The sequence below is a fragment of the Bacteroides cellulosilyticus genome, from assembly GCF_020091405.1.
GTDB lineage: Bacteria > Bacteroidota > Bacteroidia > Bacteroidales > Bacteroidaceae > Bacteroides.
The window spans coordinates 805353-821794 of record NZ_CP081903.1; the positions used below are offsets into that span (position 1 = coordinate 805353).

Sequence of the window (16442 nt, forward strand, 5' to 3'; positions counted from 1 at the left end):
GAGGTAAGGAAGATTCAGATGAAAGGTAGTAATGCTTGATATACAAGCCAGTAATGTGCTTGATAAAAGCTCTTAATATTCGAGTTGCAGAGTGCCTGTGACAGGCTTTTTCAAAACCCGTTCCTTTGTAGTTTCAATTTATTTCTTTAGCTTTGCTTCACGAAGACGAGTTGCATCAGCATAATGCAAATAAATTTGCTTCTGCTTCCGGTTTCAACTATCTTTGCCTAACTAAAATGATACGAATATGACCAAGTTTGAAATAGAAGAAAAAATAGTAGCGATGCTCAAAACCGTATTCGACCCGGAAATCCCGGTAAACGTATACGATCTGGGACTTATCTACAAAATAGATGTCTCCGACAGTGGAGAAGTAAATATTGATATGACCTTGACAGCACCCAACTGTCCGGCAGCCGACTTTATCATGGAAGACGTGCGCCAGAAAGTGGAATCAGTTGACGGTGTATCCGCCGCCACCATCAATCTGGTGTTCGAACCGGAATGGGACAAGGACATGATGAGCGAGGAAGCCAAACTGGAACTGGGATTCCTGTAAGCAACCCCATTGCAAGTAATTACTGATTACTTGCATCCCATAATTTGCAACTAGTAATTTGTAATTCAACAGAATAGCACGGTTATGAAGAATGTATATTTCCTTTCGGACGCACACCTCGGCTCACGTGCCATCGAACACGGGCGTACACAAGAGCGACGCCTCGTTAATTTCCTCGACAGTATCAAGCACAAGGCTTCTGCCGTATACTTATTGGGAGACATGTTCGACTTCTGGTATGAATTCAAGACCGTTGTGCCGAAAGGATATACCCGTTTTCTGGGAAAGCTGTCCGAACTGACGGACATAGGAGTGGAAGTGCACTTCTTCACAGGTAACCATGATATTTGGTGCGGTGATTATCTGACCCGCGAGTGCGGCGTCATCATGCACCGCGAACCGCTCACCACGGAAATATACGGCAAAGAGTTCTACCTTGCCCACGGCGATGGTTTGGGCGACCCCGACAAGAAGTTCAAATTTCTGCGCTCCATGTTTCACAGCGAATTCCTGCAAACCCTTTTCTCCGCCATACACCCTCGTTGGAGTATGGAGCTGGGACTGAATTGGGCAAAACATAGCCGTCTGAAACGCGTGGACGGCAAGGAGCCCGACTATATGGGTGAAGACAAAGAATTCTTGGTGCTCTACACCAAGGAATACCTGAAAAGTCACCCGAATATCAATTACTTCATCTACGGACACCGCCACATCGAACTGGACCTGATGTTGAGCGCCACCGCCCGTGTCACCATATTGGGAGACTGGATTAATTATTTCTCCTACGCCGTATTCGACGGTGAGAACCTCTTCCTTGAGAACTTTATTGAAGGAGAAACCAAACTATAATCCATCCCGGAAGCCCCCCTTAAAGCGCCAACCAACCGCCCAATCTGATATGGACCTTTTAAGACTGAAACACCTTTTCGCCGGATGTTTGCTTACCGCAAGCACCCTTCCGGCATGGGGACAATCCGCCCCTACCCTTGCTATCCGCATCGACGACCTTGGAGCTTTTCATTCCGTCAATGAGGCTTGTATTCAAACTTATCAGTCGGGCATCGCCCGCTCGGTAGAAGTGATGCCTGTAGCCGCCTGGTATCCGGAAGCCGTTCGTCTGCTGAAAGAAAATCCGGGATTGGATGCCGGACTGCATTTAGTCATTACCAGCGAATGGGAAAATGTAAAATGGCGCCCCCTGACGCATTGTCCCAGCCTGACGGACGAGAACGGATATTTTTATCCGATGATGGGGGCTAATCCGGCCTATCCGGGACAGTCGGTTATGGAAAACAAATGGGATATAAAAGAGGTGGAGCAAGAATTCCGTGCACAGATAGAAATGGCACTGAAGAACATTCCCCAACTCAGCCACATGACAGGGCACATGCTGTCCACCGGATTCACGAAAGAAGTGAACGAATTGGTGTTGCGACTGGCAGAGGAGTACAACCTCCCTTCCATTGACCGCATGGATTCACCCGAAGATTACCGGTTCACCTATATCGGATATGATGGTCCGAGCCGGACATCGGCTGAAAAAGAAGAGAGCTTCATCCGCTCCCTCAATAAACTGGAAGCCGGTAAACGGTATCTGTTCCTCGACCATCCGGCACTGGATAACGAAGAAATGAGAACCGTCTTTCATATCGGCTACGAACAAGTAGCACTCGACCGGCAAGGAGTGACAGACCTCCTCACCAGCCCGCGCGTAAAGCAAGTCATTGAAGATAAAGGCATCAAACTAATTTCCATCAACCAGTTGACAAAAGGACTTCCACGTAGCACTGCCTCTAAAAAACTGGAGAAAGCTATGGAGAAATATCTGGATGCAGTGCAGAAAGCTAACCAGGACCTGCACAGCATCATGATAGTGCAACATGGCGACGTGCTTGCCGAAAAGTGGATAAGTGAAGGGAAAGAAGATGAGCCGCACATTCTGAACTCTGTCAGTAAGACATTTACCGCCTCGGCTGTAGGACTCCTCATTTCAGAGGGAAGGCTAAATCTGACGGATAAAGTTATCTCTTTCTTCCCGGATAAGCTACCCGCAAACGTCAGTGAAAACCTAAAAGCCATGACTATCCGCGACTTACTGACCATGACTTGCGGACATGATACAGCCCCGAGCGTCAATACCCAGGCTACTGAAACTCCCGCCAAGGATTGGGTGGAGCAGTTCCTCGCTCATCCCGTAGAACATAAGCCGGGCACTTTCTTTGCTTATAACAGTCTCGGAACCTATATGCTTTCCGCCATTGTGCAGAAAGTGACCGGAGAAAAGTTAGTGGATTATTTATATCCACGACTGTTCCGTCCACTGGGCATCGTCAATGTAAAGTGGCAGGAAAGCCCGCAAGGAATCAATTGCGGCGGCTGGGGACTATACCTCAAAACCGAAGACCTTGCCAAGATGGGACAACTCTTCCTGCAAAAAGGGAAGTGGAATGGCCGGCAAGTACTGTCAGAAGAATGGGTTGCCGAAGCTTCCGCTTATCGTGCCGATGGGGCCAACGGACAATATATCCTCGTAATTCCTGAAAAAGACGCCGTTATTGCCATTACAGCACATATCGGAGACATGCAGGCTGAACTGAATCTAATCAGAAAATACCTGCTCCCGGCACTGTAAACAGATGCTTCGTCTATTTAATCTTCTGTAAATGACCACAAGAAAAGGGAAATGTACAAAACCTTTTTCACCGCAACCTTGTAGTATATCCATAAACCATTAAAAATATACAGTTATGGATGATTTGATTTACAGAAACAATGCGATTGCCGAAGAGAATATCGACCCGCATGGTCGTCCGGCAAAGGATGAATTTGAAGAATTCAGCGAGGAGGTTTCCGAACATACGGACCTTGGATACAAGGAACAGAAAGTAAAGTCCGCAAAGGACCGTAAGAAACGTCTCAAAGAAATGGACGAAATAGTCAAGGAAGAAATAAAGTAGCTACGAGATACAAGCTACGAGCTACAAGTGGCTGCGCAATTATACCGCATGGCACTTGTAGCTCGTAGCTGGTAGCTTATTTGTATCCCGCAACTTTTGCTATACGCTTCGGGATTTCCGTATTATCATACTTACCGGCAAATTCCTTAGAACCTGCACCTACTGCATATACCGGCACATACTCTGCTGTGTGGCTGCCACTTGTCCAGCCTATCATGGCAATCTGGCTCATCACTTTTCTTGCGGTAGCAGCCAGCGGTTCAGTTTTCGAATAAAGAGTTTCTTCGAACACAACCTTATTCTTTACGAAGGATTGCTCAAATTCATCACGCAACATCTTCTCCTGTTCCCAAGTCAAAGGCAATTCTTTCCAGAAACCCATCTTTTCTACCAACAGAGCCTTGGCATCTTCCCAAGTTACATCATGACCTTTGGCTTTGCGCAAATCCGTGATAGCAGTAGAAAGTAAATCCTGAGACTGTTTCTGGTTCTTCAGAGCCTTCAAATGTAATTCATACTTGCCTGTACCTAGTCCCAAGCCTCCGGTTTCATGGTCGGCAGTTACTACAATCAGAGTTTCTTTCGGATGTTTTTTATAAAACTCATAAGCCACTTTAATGGCATTGTCCATATCAATCACTTCCTCGAAAACTGTGGCAGGGTCGTTGCTATGGCAAGCCCAGTCGATCTTTCCACCTTCCACCATCAGGAAGAAGCCCTTGTTCTTGCCTTTGGTCAGGAAAGAAACAGCGCTTTCTGTGATTTCAGCGAGGGTCATATCGCCGTCTTTACGGTCAATGGAATAAGGCAGACAAGAAGGATTAGCACCGTCTTTCTGAATAAGAATCATCTTATCAGCCTGGGTGGACTTAACCTTAAAGTCATCAATACCTTTCGCAATAGTATAACCGGCTTCCTCGATGATCGGGAAAATGCTCGGAGCTTCTTTCTTATCAGCGGTAGTAGTAGGCTTCAGAAAACCACCACCTGCATAGAAGTCAAAGTTAGCCTTCGGTAAGTCAAGGGCTATTTCGTAATACATGTTACGGTTAGGCTGATGAGCATAGAAAGCGGCAGGAGTAGCATGGTCCACACTGACACTGGTAGTTACACCGACTTTCTTCCCAGCTTTCTTAGCTTTTTCGGCAACCGTTTGAATCACATTCTTCTGGTCGTCCATACCGATGGCACCATTATACGTCTTCACTCCGGTAGCCAATGCAGTTCCGGCAGCGGAAGAGTCCGTAACCGAATTAGTAGCAGAGAAAGTAGTGGCAACACCTACAGCCGGAAACTGAGTGAACAGCAACGGCGTCACGCCAATGCGTCCTTCCTGTTCAGCCAAGTACATTTCCGTACCGTTCACCTGGTTTACTCCCATTCCATCACCGATGAAATAGAATACATACTTTGCCTGTTGCGCATACGTCGTACCTGTCAACAGGACAAAGAGCAATACATACATGAATCGTTTCATAAGTTGGTATATTTAAAGTAGTTTGAATAAATGTCGCTTTCTCTTAAATGACAAACAAAGATAAGGAATTTACCCCAGTGACCGGAGCAGATATTGTTAAAAAAATAAAGCCGGAAGGCAATCCGCATTGCTTCCGGCATTATTGTTACATCGCGATTGCGATGCTATCTACTTTAAAAGGATTATTTCTTGTTCAGGATAGCCATTGTATCCGAAGCAATCATCAGTTCTTCATCAGTCGGGATTACTACAACTTTCACCTTAGAATCTTCAGCAGAAATCACAGCTTCTTCGCCACGTACCTTGTTCTTCTCCAGATCCAGCTTCACGCCCATGTATTCCAAACCTTCGCATGCACCGGCACGACAAGAAGCCTGGTTTTCGCCTACACCACCGGTAAATACGATGATGTCTACGCCACCCAAAGCAGCAGCATAAGCACCGATATACTTTTTGATACGGTAGAAATACATCTTTTCGGTCAGGTCGGCCATTTTATTGTTACCGGCAGCAACGGCAGCCTCCAATTCGCGCATGTCGCTGGATACACCGAAGATACCCATTACACCGCTCTTCTTATTCAGCAAGTCGGATACACCGGTAGCAGTCAGGTTCTCTTTTTCCATGATGAAAGTCACAGCACCGGCATCAATGTCACCACTACGGGTACCCATCATCAGGCCTTCCAGCGGAGTCAACCCCATGCTTGTATCTATGCTCTTACCATCTTTAACAGCAGTGATAGAACCACCGTTACCAATGTGGCAAGTGATAATCTTCTTTCCTTCCGGACTCACTCCCAGATACTCACACACGCGTTGTGAAACATAACGGTGAGAAGTTCCGTGGAAACCGTAACGACGTACACCATATTTCTTATACAATTCGTAAGGAATAGCATAGAGGTAAGCATAATCCGGCATAGTTTGATGGAACGCTGTATCGAATACACCGATTTGCGGTACATTCGGCAATATGGCAGAGATGGCGTTTACGCCTTTCAGGTTAGCGGGATTGTGAAGCGGAGCCAGGTCGTTGCAAGCCGTGAAAGCATCCAGGACTTCCTGTGTCAGCAGCACAGATTCGCTGAACTTCTCACCACCATGCACCATACGATGACCTACTGCGTTGATTTCATTCAAAGATTTGATAGCGCCATATTCAGGGCTGGTTAATGTATCCAGAATAAATTCCACACCTACGGTATGTTCGGGAATATCTTTCTCCAGAACTTTCTTCTCACCGTTAGGTAAAGTAAACTTCAGAAAAGACCCCTGAAGACCTATTTTTTCGATACCACCCTGTGCGATCACTTCTTTATGATCCATATCAAACAACTTGTATTTGATGGATGAGCTACCGCAGTTCAATACTAAAACTTTCATTATTATATACTCAGATTTAATGGTTATTTTTGATTCTTTGCTGCAATAGCCTGGTTGGCAGTAATTGCAATCATGCGATAAACATCTTCGATGGAGCAACCGCGTGAAAGGTCGTTCACCGGACGGGCAATACCCTGCAAGATGGGACCTACCGCATCTGCATGACCTAAACGCTGTACCAATTTATAGGAAATATTACCAACCTCAAGACTCGGCACAATCAGCACATTCGCATTTCCTGCAATTGCAGAACCCGGAGCTTTGCTGGCACCTACTTCCGGAACCAATGCGGCATCAGCCTGCAATTCACCGTCGAGAGCCAAGTCGGGATCCATCTCATGTGCAATCTTTACAGCCTCAATCACTTTATCCACAACTTCGTGTTTAGCAGAGCCTTTGGTTGAGAAGCTGAGCATTGCCACTTTCGGTTCCATACCTACTACAGACTTAGCCGTGCGAGCTGTACAAACAGCAATCTGCGCCAACTGTTCTGCATCGGGCACCGGAGTCACAGCTACATCACCCATTACCAAAATACCGTTCTTTCCATATTCGGGAGCATGTGTCAACAACAACATCGCACCGGATACACAAGTAATGCCCGGAGTGGTCTTAATGATTTGCAATGCCGGACGAAGTACATCGCCTGTGGTATTGCGTGCACCTGCCAACTGACCGTCAGCATCACCATTCTTAATAATCAGACAACCCAGATAGAGTGGATTAACTACCAACTTACGAGCTTCTTCGATAGTCATGCCTTTTTTCTTGCGAAGTTCACACAGCAATTGCGCATACTCCTCTTTCTTCGGATGATTCTCCGGATCAATGATTGTAGCCTTGCTGATGTTTCCAAGTCCCCATTCCGTTGCACAAGCATTAATTTCATCCGGATTACCCAGAAGAATCAAGTCAGCAACTCCGTCTGTCAAAATTTGATTGGCAGCTTTCAAGGTGCGTTCTTCCGTTCCTTCAGGAAGAACAATACGTTGGCGGTCGGCTTTCGCACGCTCAACGATTTCATTAATTAATCTCTGCATATATATAAATTGTGTATAAAAATCCAGTAGACGTGTTATTCACGCCGCAAAAGTACACAATTTTGCAATATCAACATTGCAATTCGGGGCATTTTTATGCCCCGAACTACAATTATTATAATATTTAACACTAACGGATGATTTCTGGAGCCACTTGTTTGTACTGGTCCATGCAGGCACCGATGGGTGCTCCTATATAGGTGGGATCGCAAATCAGATATTTGCTGCCGTCATCCAGTACCACATAGTCCCCCGGAATGTCCTCGGTAAAGCGGACAGCCGAAGCAATATGGTTAGGATAATCCAGCAAGATAGTGTCCAGACCGAGCAAATCTCTCACTAAAGTAGAGTAAAGCATTGCGCGGTCTTCGCAGTCACAATAGGGATAATAGAATGTTTCGTCCGGGAAGTTTGGCTTTTCAAAACCGAATTGTTCCCCGTCCGTCATGTACTCAAAAGCAGTCTGCACAAAGTTGAGCAGAATATTGGCAGCCTCTTTCTGCGATTTACCTGCAATAGCGGTTTTCAGTTGCGGATAAAGGGAAGCACGCAACTCCTCACTCATCGGTGTTTTGTAGTGAATCACGACATCACACTGCGGGTAATCATAGTAAAAGTCTATCAGATTCTTATTCACCTGTGTCTGTACTTTCACAGCACCTGTAGAAGAAGTCAAGCTCTTTTCATGCTCATTCATGGAAAAAGCGGGAACACCCTCTATATTCAGGCATACCAGGTTCTTAGCATTGGCAAAGTCCTGACGATAGGTATAAATCCCCATCGAGCCTCCCGGTGTAGGTTCAAACACATAGTACTTATTACCGCTTATAGTAAGATAAGGTGTACCGTAAATAGTACCGGCAGGTGCAACCATTAGCTTCAACTGGTCGTCAATCTTGGCAAGGCGTACCTTATACCCGGATTTATTCAGAAGAAACATCTGCAAGAATACAATATTATTCGTATTCCCGGCACCGTATAGTTGTGTTCCAATCTGTTTCGTAAACAACAGATAGGCCCAGTCGCTCAGGTTCTTCTCCTTCTTGATGGTCATACAATCCTTCACCATCTGCTCGTAATCCCTCTTACAAATAGCTTTCCAGGCATCCGCCACATCGGACTCACGGTTACCTTTCAGAGAAAGATCGTCCGCAGCTTCCAGAGCAACTTCAAAAGAAGTACCGTAAAATTCTACAGGAGTGCGATACACCGTGCTCCCCGGTTTTACGGAAGGAACTTCGACCAGCACAGGAGTATAAGGCTTACCCGGCACATATACGCCCGGAGCAGGTTTATCCTCAATGGCAGGCAGGTCAGGACGTTTCACATCCACCGGAACCTTATCACCCATACTGGGCACAGGAGCATCCGGCACCTTCGGAGCAGCAGGTTTAATATTCACCGGCGGCATCGTCGGCTTTGTCTTGTCAAACTCTACCGGTTTGGGTGGTTCGGGACGTTCAGGAGCCGGAATCGCAGCAAATGCTTCATACTTCTGCCACGTTTCCCGCAAGAAGGTTTCAAACTCCGCGTCCGCCTTATTCTTGAAATCTTCAAACTCTTGTTGTTGCTGCTTCGCGAAATCATCGAATTCTTTCTCAATGTCTTGCGCACACAAGTGTGCCGCCGACAAAAAGAAGGCAACTAAAGCAGCAGAAAAACACTTCATCTTATTCATCTGTACAATAGATTTAGAGAAGTTAAAATAAAAACATGTATTACTTGATAAGTATCATGTCATAGAAGGCACAACGCTTGTCATTAGGAATGGAGTATACCCACTTCAACACATTCTGATAAGTCACCTCGTCCGTAAAAGGAATGTTTTCCTTGGTAGCCACCATCATCATGTTGATTTTCTCACTCTCTTTTCCTTGCTTTTCCATGCGGTAGTCCACCGCATTGCTGAAAGGAATACTGTACTCCTTTTCGGCCTGCAACAAGGTGTTGGGCTCGTAAGTATTAGGGTAGAGCAATGCACCGCCGGTGCTGTCAAACCAGAAAAATTTCAGATAAGAGTCTGTGCCGTGCACTTTCAACGTGCAGGTAAACACATCTCCTTCTTTATATAAATTCGCTACGCCCTTCACTTCCAGAGCATACGACTTATCCACTTTTTCTTCTTTCTGCACAACGGCATCGATAGTTACCACTTTATACAGGCTACGGGTATTCGTATCCCACACCTCCTCTACTTTCTTGTTGGTAACATTCACCATTCCCCCAATCGCAAGTACGTTCATCTGTGAATATGCCTCGTGAAACTCCGTGCCGCTCTCCTGGGAAATCTGTCCGAATACGGACCACACATTCTCCATGACACCGGCTTTGCGTAAGGCTTCTTTCTTCGCTTCCATAAAGGCGCGTTCTTCCGCTTCTTTCAGCGTGATTTCCTCACTCACTTGCCAGCGCCCCTGCGCACCCTTCACCTTTACGGGATTCTGGGCGTGCAGCGGAGCAGCTATTGTACATATCACAAGGAATATCCACCCAATCAGGTTGTTCCTATTCATTCACCATCTGTTTTTAAGAAAAATGGAATTAATTAATAGCCCAGTTTATCCAACTGTTTTGCCAGTTCTTCTGACTTGGCAGCCAGTTCTTTACGGATAGCCTGAACAGCAGCCTGGTTAGCAGATTGCATGCTGTAGCCGATGGTAACCATTACTTCCACATTCTTGTTAGGTAAAGTTTTGTATACTTCTACCAAAGGAATCGTACGCCCCAGTGTAGCAGAAATTACACTCTTGCTGGAAGCAACTACGCTTGACAAGCTGGCAGCTTCTTCCTGCCCCATGTCGTCATTAGCAACTTTCGCTTCGATCAATTGAGATACTTTGGTCTGAATCTGGCCTGCCAGGTCTATTTTTGCAGCATTGGTAGCCTGCAAGGCAGCAGCCGACTGATTTCCACCTACCGCTCTGGAAGAAGCGATGTACCAATACGGATTACCTTCAGTATCCAATTCCGCTTGTTTTTCCCAAGCTGTTTCCAATTGCTTGGCCAGAGGCAGTTTTCCTACCGGAGTCTTAAAACCTTCTTTTTCCAGTTTCTTGGCTTCTTTGCGAGCTTCTTTGATAGCTTTCTTCTGCAATTCCTTATCCAATACTTTTTCCTGCTTTTTCAGGTCTTTATAAGCCTTACCAGTAGCTTTTTCCTGTGCATTCACATTTACACAAAACATCATAACAAACGCTACTAAAGCGCTAATAAATAAACTCTTTTTCATGTTCTTCCTGTTTAAAAGATTAATATTTCTCTTGAAACTTTATATACAATCGTTATCGCAAAAATAGGCAAATATTTCTAATAATATCCATATCACGTCTTTTTTTTTCATTGCCCTGAAACAAATGGAAATAAATATCACGGGAAACAGTGACAGCCAAACTACAAAATGCCTAACTTTGCAGCGTTTTCAGTAAACAATTCAGCTTCTGATTAGTTATTAGGAGAGTTTCAGCGAAGTGACAGTTCCTTTAATTCCTTTCAGCCAAAGGAAGTTGAGTTTAATAATAATAAATAGGTAATAGTAGTATGATTCGTCAATGCGCCATCCTTTTCGGATGCCTGGCTTTGGGTGAATTGGTTGTTTTTCTTACGGATATCAAGCTTCCGTCCAGCATCGTAGGTATGCTGTTGCTCACCCTTTTTCTGAAATTGGGTTGGATTAAACTGCAATGGGTGCAGGGATTGTCCGACTTCCTGGTTGCTAATTTGGGATTTTTCTTTGTTCCTCCCGGTGTAGCCCTCATGCTTTATTTTGACATTATCGCTGCCCAGTTCTGGCCGATAGTCATAGCTTCTTTAGTTAGCACCCTGCTGGTTTTAATCGTTACAGGGTGGGTTCATCAATTAGCACGCAAAATCAAATGAGTTACTTAGACAACGAATTCTTCTTGTTAGCCGTCACCTTCGGCGTGTTTTTCTTTTCAAAACTGTTGCAAAAGAAAACCGGTATTTTATTGCTTAATCCCATTTTGCTGACTATCGCCATCCTAATTATCTTTCTGAAAATGGCGCATATCAGTTACGAAACCTACAACAAAGGCGGATATCTCATTGAATTCTGGCTGAAACCGGCAGTAGTAGCCCTTGGAGTACCTCTATATTTACAGTTGGAGGCCATAAAAAAGCAATTGGTCCCTATCCTGCTTTCACAATTGGCGGGTTGCATCATCGGGGTAGTTTCCGTAGTGGTGATTGCCAAACTGATGGGAGCGCCCCAAGAGATAATCTATTCACTGGCACCCAAATCTGTCACTACTCCCATTGCTATGGAAGTGGCAGATACACTAGGTGGAATTCCTGCACTGACAGCTGCCGTGGTGGTTTGCGTCGGTTTGCTGGGTAGTATTGTCGGAATAAAAACCCTGAAACTAACGCGTATTAAGAGCCCTATTGCCCAAGGATTATCCCTGGGAGCTGCCGCCCATGCCGTGGGAACTTCCACCGCTATGGATATCAGCAGCAAATACGGAGCCTACGCCAGTCTCGGACTTACGCTGAATGGCATTTTCACCGCCCTGCTCACACCAACTATTTTGCGATTATTAGGGTTGCTATAACAATTTCTCCTTATCTTTGTTATTCTTTATATTCAAACTAACGAAAACAACGATATGATATCATTTAAAGACATCGAACTTAAAGATAAAGAACTAATTACATCTTATACACAGCATAGTCCCCGACGTAACTGTGATCTTTCATTCTCCAATCTCTGTAGCTGGCGTTTCCTTTACGACACCCAATTTGCAGTACAGGACGGCTTCCTGATACTGAAATTCTGGGCAGGAGAGAAACTGGTATACATGATGCCCGTCGGAAGTGGAGATTTAAAGAAAGTGCTGGAAGACATGATAGGAGATGCCAACCGGGAAGGTGAACGCTTCTGTATGCTCGGAGTATGTGCAGGTATGCGAGCGGATTTGGAAGCCATCATGCCGGATAAATTTCACTTTGAAGCGGACAGGGATTATGCCGATTACCTGTATCTTCGGACCGACCTTGCCACATTAGCCGGTAAGAAATTCCAAGCCAAACGGAACCACCTCAATAAGTTCCGCCGGACCTATACCAATTATGAATATGTTCCTCTCACTTCCAACCGTATACAGGAATGTCTCGATCTGGAAGCCGAATGGTGCAAAGTGAACAACTGCGACCAGCATGAAGGTACGGGTAACGAACGCCGCGCCCTCATCTATGCGCTACATAACTTCGACGCCCTTGGGCTGACAGGAGGTGTTCTGCATGTAGATGGTAAAATTGTAGCTTTCACTTTCGGTATGCCCATCAACCAGGATACTTTCGGCGTGCATGTGGAAAAAGCAGATGCCACGATTGATGGCGCCTACACCATGATAAATTATGAGTTCGCCAACCATATCCCCGAGCAATATACCTATGTTAACCGGGAAGAAGATTTGGGCATCGAAGGACTACGCAAAGCCAAACTATCCTACCAGCCGGTAATTATTCTGGAGAAATATATGGCTTGTCTGAAAGATACCCCTGTAGATCCGGTGAAATGGTAAGATTCTTTAAAGCAGTTAATAGCAAGTAATAAATAGTCAAATAAAAATTGTAAGCATTTGGATAGGAGATAGAAATAATGCGTGAAAAGGTAAAGAAGCTGTGGAAGCTTTGTTTTAGCGATAATGACGAGTTTATAGATATGTACTTTAACCTTCGCTACAACAGTGAAGTGAATGTTGCCATCGAAAGTGGTGATGAAGTCATTGCCGCTTTACAGATGCTTCCCTATCCGATTACTTTTCATGGCAATAGCGTACCAACCGCATATATTTCGGGTGCTTGCACTCACCCCGATTACCGCAGCCGGGGCGTTATGCGAGAATTGTTGTCCCAGGCATTCGGGCGCATGTATCGTAATAATATTGCATTTACCACTCTCATTCCTGCCGAACCTTGGTTATTTGGCTATTACGCACGTGTAGGTTACACAACAGCCTTCCGTTACGGTAAACGCACATTTCATTTACCAACCAGTGAAACGGATACTTCTTCTCTCACTTCATCTGCCAAAACAGGCTGGTGTTTTCAGGCTTACACAGACTATGATGAAGATGTCTACCAATATATGAATCGTAAAATGCAGGAACGCCCTTGCTGTCTGCAACATACAAAAGCTGACTTCCACGTCATACTGGCTGACCTCAACCTAAGTCGCGGATGTATTTTCACTCTTTCGGATGAATTTGGAATCGCCGCTCTTGCCATCGTATATCCCGATGAAGAAGCTTCTAAGCTGTTTATAAATGAATTGTTTGCAGATACTCCCGAAGCAGAACGTTTGCTACTCACCCGCATTTGCCAAGACATGCAAACTGAAAGCCTCGACATCATCATGCCCCCTGTTAAAAATCAATCAACTTTCGATCTGGGCATGATACGTATCATCCAAGCCAAACCTGTACTGCAACTTTATGCAGCCGCACATCCTGAAGAGGAAATGAACATCGACCTCATTGATAACGAACTTTCAGCCAATAACGGTTATTATTATCTGAATAAAGGGAAATGTATGTATAGCCACAGACGACTTCCGGGTGCACACGAGCGACTAACCATCGGGCAATTAACAGAAAAAGTATTTGCTTCGGAACGAGCATATATGAGTTTAATGCTAAACTGACAGGGATTTCCGTTCCCTGTAGTGTACTGAATAAGTTGACACTTCAAAAATCGAAAATAAAGATGAAATATTCGAAAAAGAAGTACAACTATTACAGTGATGATGAACGAATGTCTTATATTCGTGAGTATTTATCAAGTCCCGAGAGCAAATCTCAGTTTTGTAAGCGTAACGGCTTTTGTGCCAAGCTTCTTACTTATTGGCTTAACAAGTATCAAATGGAAGACAAAGCTATGGGTATATCACCTAAACCGGTAAATAGCGATGCTATTGATTCTAGTATTTCTGAGCTCCAGAAAGAACTATCGCTATTGCGTGCTGAGAACCGTAAACTTCATCGGGCTCTTGCTGATGAAAGTTTACGTCATGAGGCGTGCGAAGAACTCATCAATCTTGCTGAATCCACGTATCATATCAAGGTACGAAAAAACTCCGATGCCAAGTAATCGACACCTTGTCACAGAGGCACTCAACCCGACGCAAACATGGTTGTATAAAGTTCCTCTGTGATTACTTCGGCATAACCCGACAAGGTTATTACAAGCATGTGAACCGGCATTTGGAGGTTGATATCCTTACCACAAGCATCGTGTTGTACTGCAAGGAACTGTTGGAACTCATGCCCAAAGCTGGTATGCGCGAGTTATACGCCTGCTGCGTGAGTAAGTTTGGACCAAAGATGGTTATCGGTCGTGATCGTTGTTATGACATTTTTCGCTCCAATGGTTTGTGTCAACGTACAAGTCGCAAGCGTCCTAAAACAACGAATTCGAACCATAATTACTATATCTACCCCGATCTGTTGAATGTTACACCCAAATTTGTCGCTACGCGATTGGGCGCTATGGTAGTGGCGGATATAACCTACGTAAACACCGGTCAGGGCTGGGCTTACCTCTCGTTGCTTACCGATGCGGCAAGTCGTGCCATCGTGGGATATGCACTTTACAAAACTCTTGAGACGGAGGGACCCTTGAAAGCTTTGGAGATGGCAATATCATTCTATGAGAAGTATCACATAGACATGAGCACTCTTATTCATCATTCCGACCGGGGTGTCCAGTATTGCTCAAATAAATATGTAGAGAGGCTTAAAGAGCATCAAATCAACATCAGTATGACGCAGTGTGGTGATCCTTTGCATAATGCATTGGCTGAAAGAATGAACAACACCATTAAAAACGGTTGGCTATTCGACTGTGATGATGAGAGCTTCGAGCAAGTAAGCAAGCGCATTGAAGATGCTGTATATGTATATAATCATGTGCGGCCTCATCAAGGGATAAACATGAGGACACCTATGGAAGTGCTCAGAGAAACGGTAGAATTTACAGCATAATACCCGCTCGTCGGGACGGGTGGTCCCGCCCCTTGCCGCTAGGGCGATCCCCGACCGAAGAGTTTTTGTTTGTTGGCAACATTACATTTTCCTGAAAAAGGCTTGCGTAAATAAAGGAAGATGCATAAATTTGCAAGCACCAACAAAAGACAACTAAAATAGGAATAAGAAAAAACAAAAGTAAACCTGTTTAGATATTAAAGTATATTGAGTAAACTAATCCAGTTATAACAAACGAAGTTGTCAACTAAAACCAGTACACATCACCCATTAAGGGAAACGATCGTTCCCATTAAGAGAAACGGTCGTTCCCATTAAGAGAAACGGCCGTTCCCATCAAGAGAAACGACCGTTCCCACGAAAGGAAACTGACGTACCATCATAGGGAACAAACTTCATATCTGTAGAACCGGTAGCAGCGTATTCGTCCCAGAGCAATGAAAGCCCATAGTATGCAGACAAAAACAGAGTATTCGCACCAATATCAGCCATAAAAGTAAAAAGTTATATTACAGTCTGATAATGAATACATTAATCGACTGTTTTGTAAAGAAACTGAATAAAAACAGTGACGACAAAACACTTGTCAGCACTTACCGTCACTGTTATCAGCACTGATAACATGCTATATATCTGCCTCTTACTTCAAGAGTGACGAAGTGCTGACAAATATATAAAAAAACTCCTATGAGAACTGAACAGAAAAAGATACCACAGGATATTCGCCCAATAAATTGAACATGCGGCTTTTGCCTCAAAACGGAACGGTTATAAACTAATCCCGCCAACCGGTAAAAACAGTAATTTAGTTACTTTTATCTGTAATCTGTATACGACGTTTACGGAATATCTTCGGTAATTTTGCATTGTAAATGAAGCGAATGCAGAATCCCATAAATATTAATTTAATAAAGAAGTAATATGAAAAAGCTATCATCATTTTCGGTAATGTTATTGTTTGCCTTTACAATAACGGCATGCAGCAATTCTTGCAATGGTTTTGAAGAACCGGATACAGAACAAC

17 protein-coding genes are annotated in these 16442 nt (G+C 44.5%); 10 read left to right on the forward strand and 7 right to left on the reverse strand.

Annotation, left to right across the window (positions count from 1 at the left end):
- Positions 1-247: 247 nt before the first annotated feature.
- The 4 genes from K6V21_RS02855 (at position 248) to K6V21_RS02870 (ending at position 3516) form a co-directional block, all read left to right on the forward strand.
- Positions 248-559, forward strand: coding sequence for a metal-sulfur cluster assembly factor (locus tag K6V21_RS02855; RefSeq protein ID WP_007210649.1), 312 nt, complete (start codon positions 248-250; stop codon positions 557-559).
- 84 nt (positions 560-643) lie between these two features.
- A complete protein-coding gene (locus tag K6V21_RS02860; RefSeq protein WP_007217047.1) occupies positions 644-1408 on the forward strand; it encodes a UDP-2,3-diacylglucosamine diphosphatase in 765 nt (254 codons plus the stop codon).
- A 49-nt stretch (positions 1409-1457) separates the two neighbouring features.
- A complete protein-coding gene (locus tag K6V21_RS02865; protein ID WP_224320802.1) occupies positions 1458-3191 on the forward strand; it encodes a ChbG/HpnK family deacetylase in 1734 nt (577 codons plus the stop codon).
- 115 nt (positions 3192-3306) lie between these two features.
- On the forward strand, positions 3307-3516 hold the full coding sequence (locus K6V21_RS02870; protein ID WP_007217045.1) for a hypothetical protein: 210 nt from the start codon (positions 3307-3309) through the stop codon (positions 3514-3516).
- A 76-nt stretch (positions 3517-3592) separates the two neighbouring features.
- Here the strand turns inward: K6V21_RS02870 and K6V21_RS02875 are convergent, their stop codons facing one another.
- The 6 genes from K6V21_RS02875 to K6V21_RS02900 all read right to left on the reverse strand — a co-directional run bounded on the left by K6V21_RS02875 (position 3593) and on the right by K6V21_RS02900 (position 10647).
- Entirely contained in the window at positions 3593-4993 is a 1401-nt protein-coding gene (locus K6V21_RS02875; RefSeq protein WP_224320803.1) for an alkaline phosphatase, read from the reverse strand.
- 182 nt (positions 4994-5175) lie between these two features.
- A complete protein-coding gene (locus K6V21_RS02880; protein WP_217712469.1) occupies positions 5176-6378 on the reverse strand; it encodes an acetate kinase in 1203 nt (400 codons plus the stop codon).
- Between the two features lie 23 nt (positions 6379-6401).
- A complete protein-coding gene (gene pta / locus K6V21_RS02885; protein WP_044271451.1) occupies positions 6402-7418 on the reverse strand; it encodes a phosphate acetyltransferase in 1017 nt (338 codons plus the stop codon).
- 130 nt (positions 7419-7548) lie between these two features.
- On the reverse strand, positions 7549-9096 hold the full coding sequence (locus K6V21_RS02890) for a hypothetical protein (RefSeq protein WP_224320804.1): 1548 nt from the start codon (positions 9094-9096) through the stop codon (positions 7549-7551).
- Positions 9097-9136: 40 nt separating this feature from the next.
- On the reverse strand, positions 9137-9931 hold the full coding sequence (locus tag K6V21_RS02895; protein WP_044271453.1) for a hypothetical protein: 795 nt from the start codon (positions 9929-9931) through the stop codon (positions 9137-9139).
- 32 nt (positions 9932-9963) lie between these two features.
- Positions 9964-10647 carry a hypothetical protein gene (locus K6V21_RS02900; RefSeq protein WP_007210660.1) on the reverse strand — a complete coding sequence of 228 codons (684 nt, stop codon included), beginning with the start codon at positions 10645-10647 and terminating at the stop codon, positions 9964-9966.
- Positions 10648-10955: 308 nt separating this feature from the next.
- On the opposite strand from K6V21_RS02900, the gene K6V21_RS02905 reads away from it, so the two are divergent.
- The 6 genes from K6V21_RS02905 to K6V21_RS02930 all read left to right on the forward strand — a co-directional run bounded on the left by K6V21_RS02905 (position 10956) and on the right by K6V21_RS02930 (position 15418).
- On the forward strand, positions 10956-11294 hold the full coding sequence (locus K6V21_RS02905; RefSeq protein ID WP_007210661.1) for a CidA/LrgA family protein: 339 nt from the start codon (positions 10956-10958) through the stop codon (positions 11292-11294).
- On the forward strand, positions 11291-11986 hold the full coding sequence (locus K6V21_RS02910; RefSeq protein ID WP_007217037.1) for an LrgB family protein: 696 nt from the start codon (positions 11291-11293) through the stop codon (positions 11984-11986). The genes K6V21_RS02905 and K6V21_RS02910 overlap by 4 nt, the downstream gene beginning before the upstream one ends.
- A gap of 54 nt (positions 11987-12040) precedes the next feature.
- Positions 12041-12958 (forward strand): DUF2156 domain-containing protein, encoded by a 918-nt coding sequence (locus K6V21_RS02915; protein WP_224320805.1) that lies wholly within the window; start codon positions 12041-12043, stop codon positions 12956-12958.
- A gap of 77 nt (positions 12959-13035) precedes the next feature.
- Positions 13036-14079, forward strand: a complete 1044-nt coding sequence (eis, locus tag K6V21_RS02920; protein ID WP_224320806.1) for an enhanced intracellular survival protein Eis — start codon at positions 13036-13038, stop codon at positions 14077-14079.
- A 62-nt stretch (positions 14080-14141) separates the two neighbouring features.
- Positions 14142-14525 carry a transposase gene (locus K6V21_RS02925; RefSeq protein ID WP_224320807.1) on the forward strand — a complete coding sequence of 128 codons (384 nt, stop codon included), beginning with the start codon at positions 14142-14144 and terminating at the stop codon, positions 14523-14525.
- Between the two features lie 8 nt (positions 14526-14533).
- On the forward strand, positions 14534-15418 hold the full coding sequence (locus K6V21_RS02930; RefSeq protein WP_254888453.1) for an IS3 family transposase: 885 nt from the start codon (positions 14534-14536) through the stop codon (positions 15416-15418).
- A 336-nt stretch (positions 15419-15754) separates the two neighbouring features.
- Here the strand turns inward: K6V21_RS02930 and K6V21_RS02935 are convergent, their stop codons facing one another.
- A complete protein-coding gene (locus tag K6V21_RS02935; protein ID WP_007217034.1) occupies positions 15755-15910 on the reverse strand; it encodes a hypothetical protein in 156 nt (51 codons plus the stop codon).
- Positions 15911-16442: the final 532 nt, after the last annotated feature.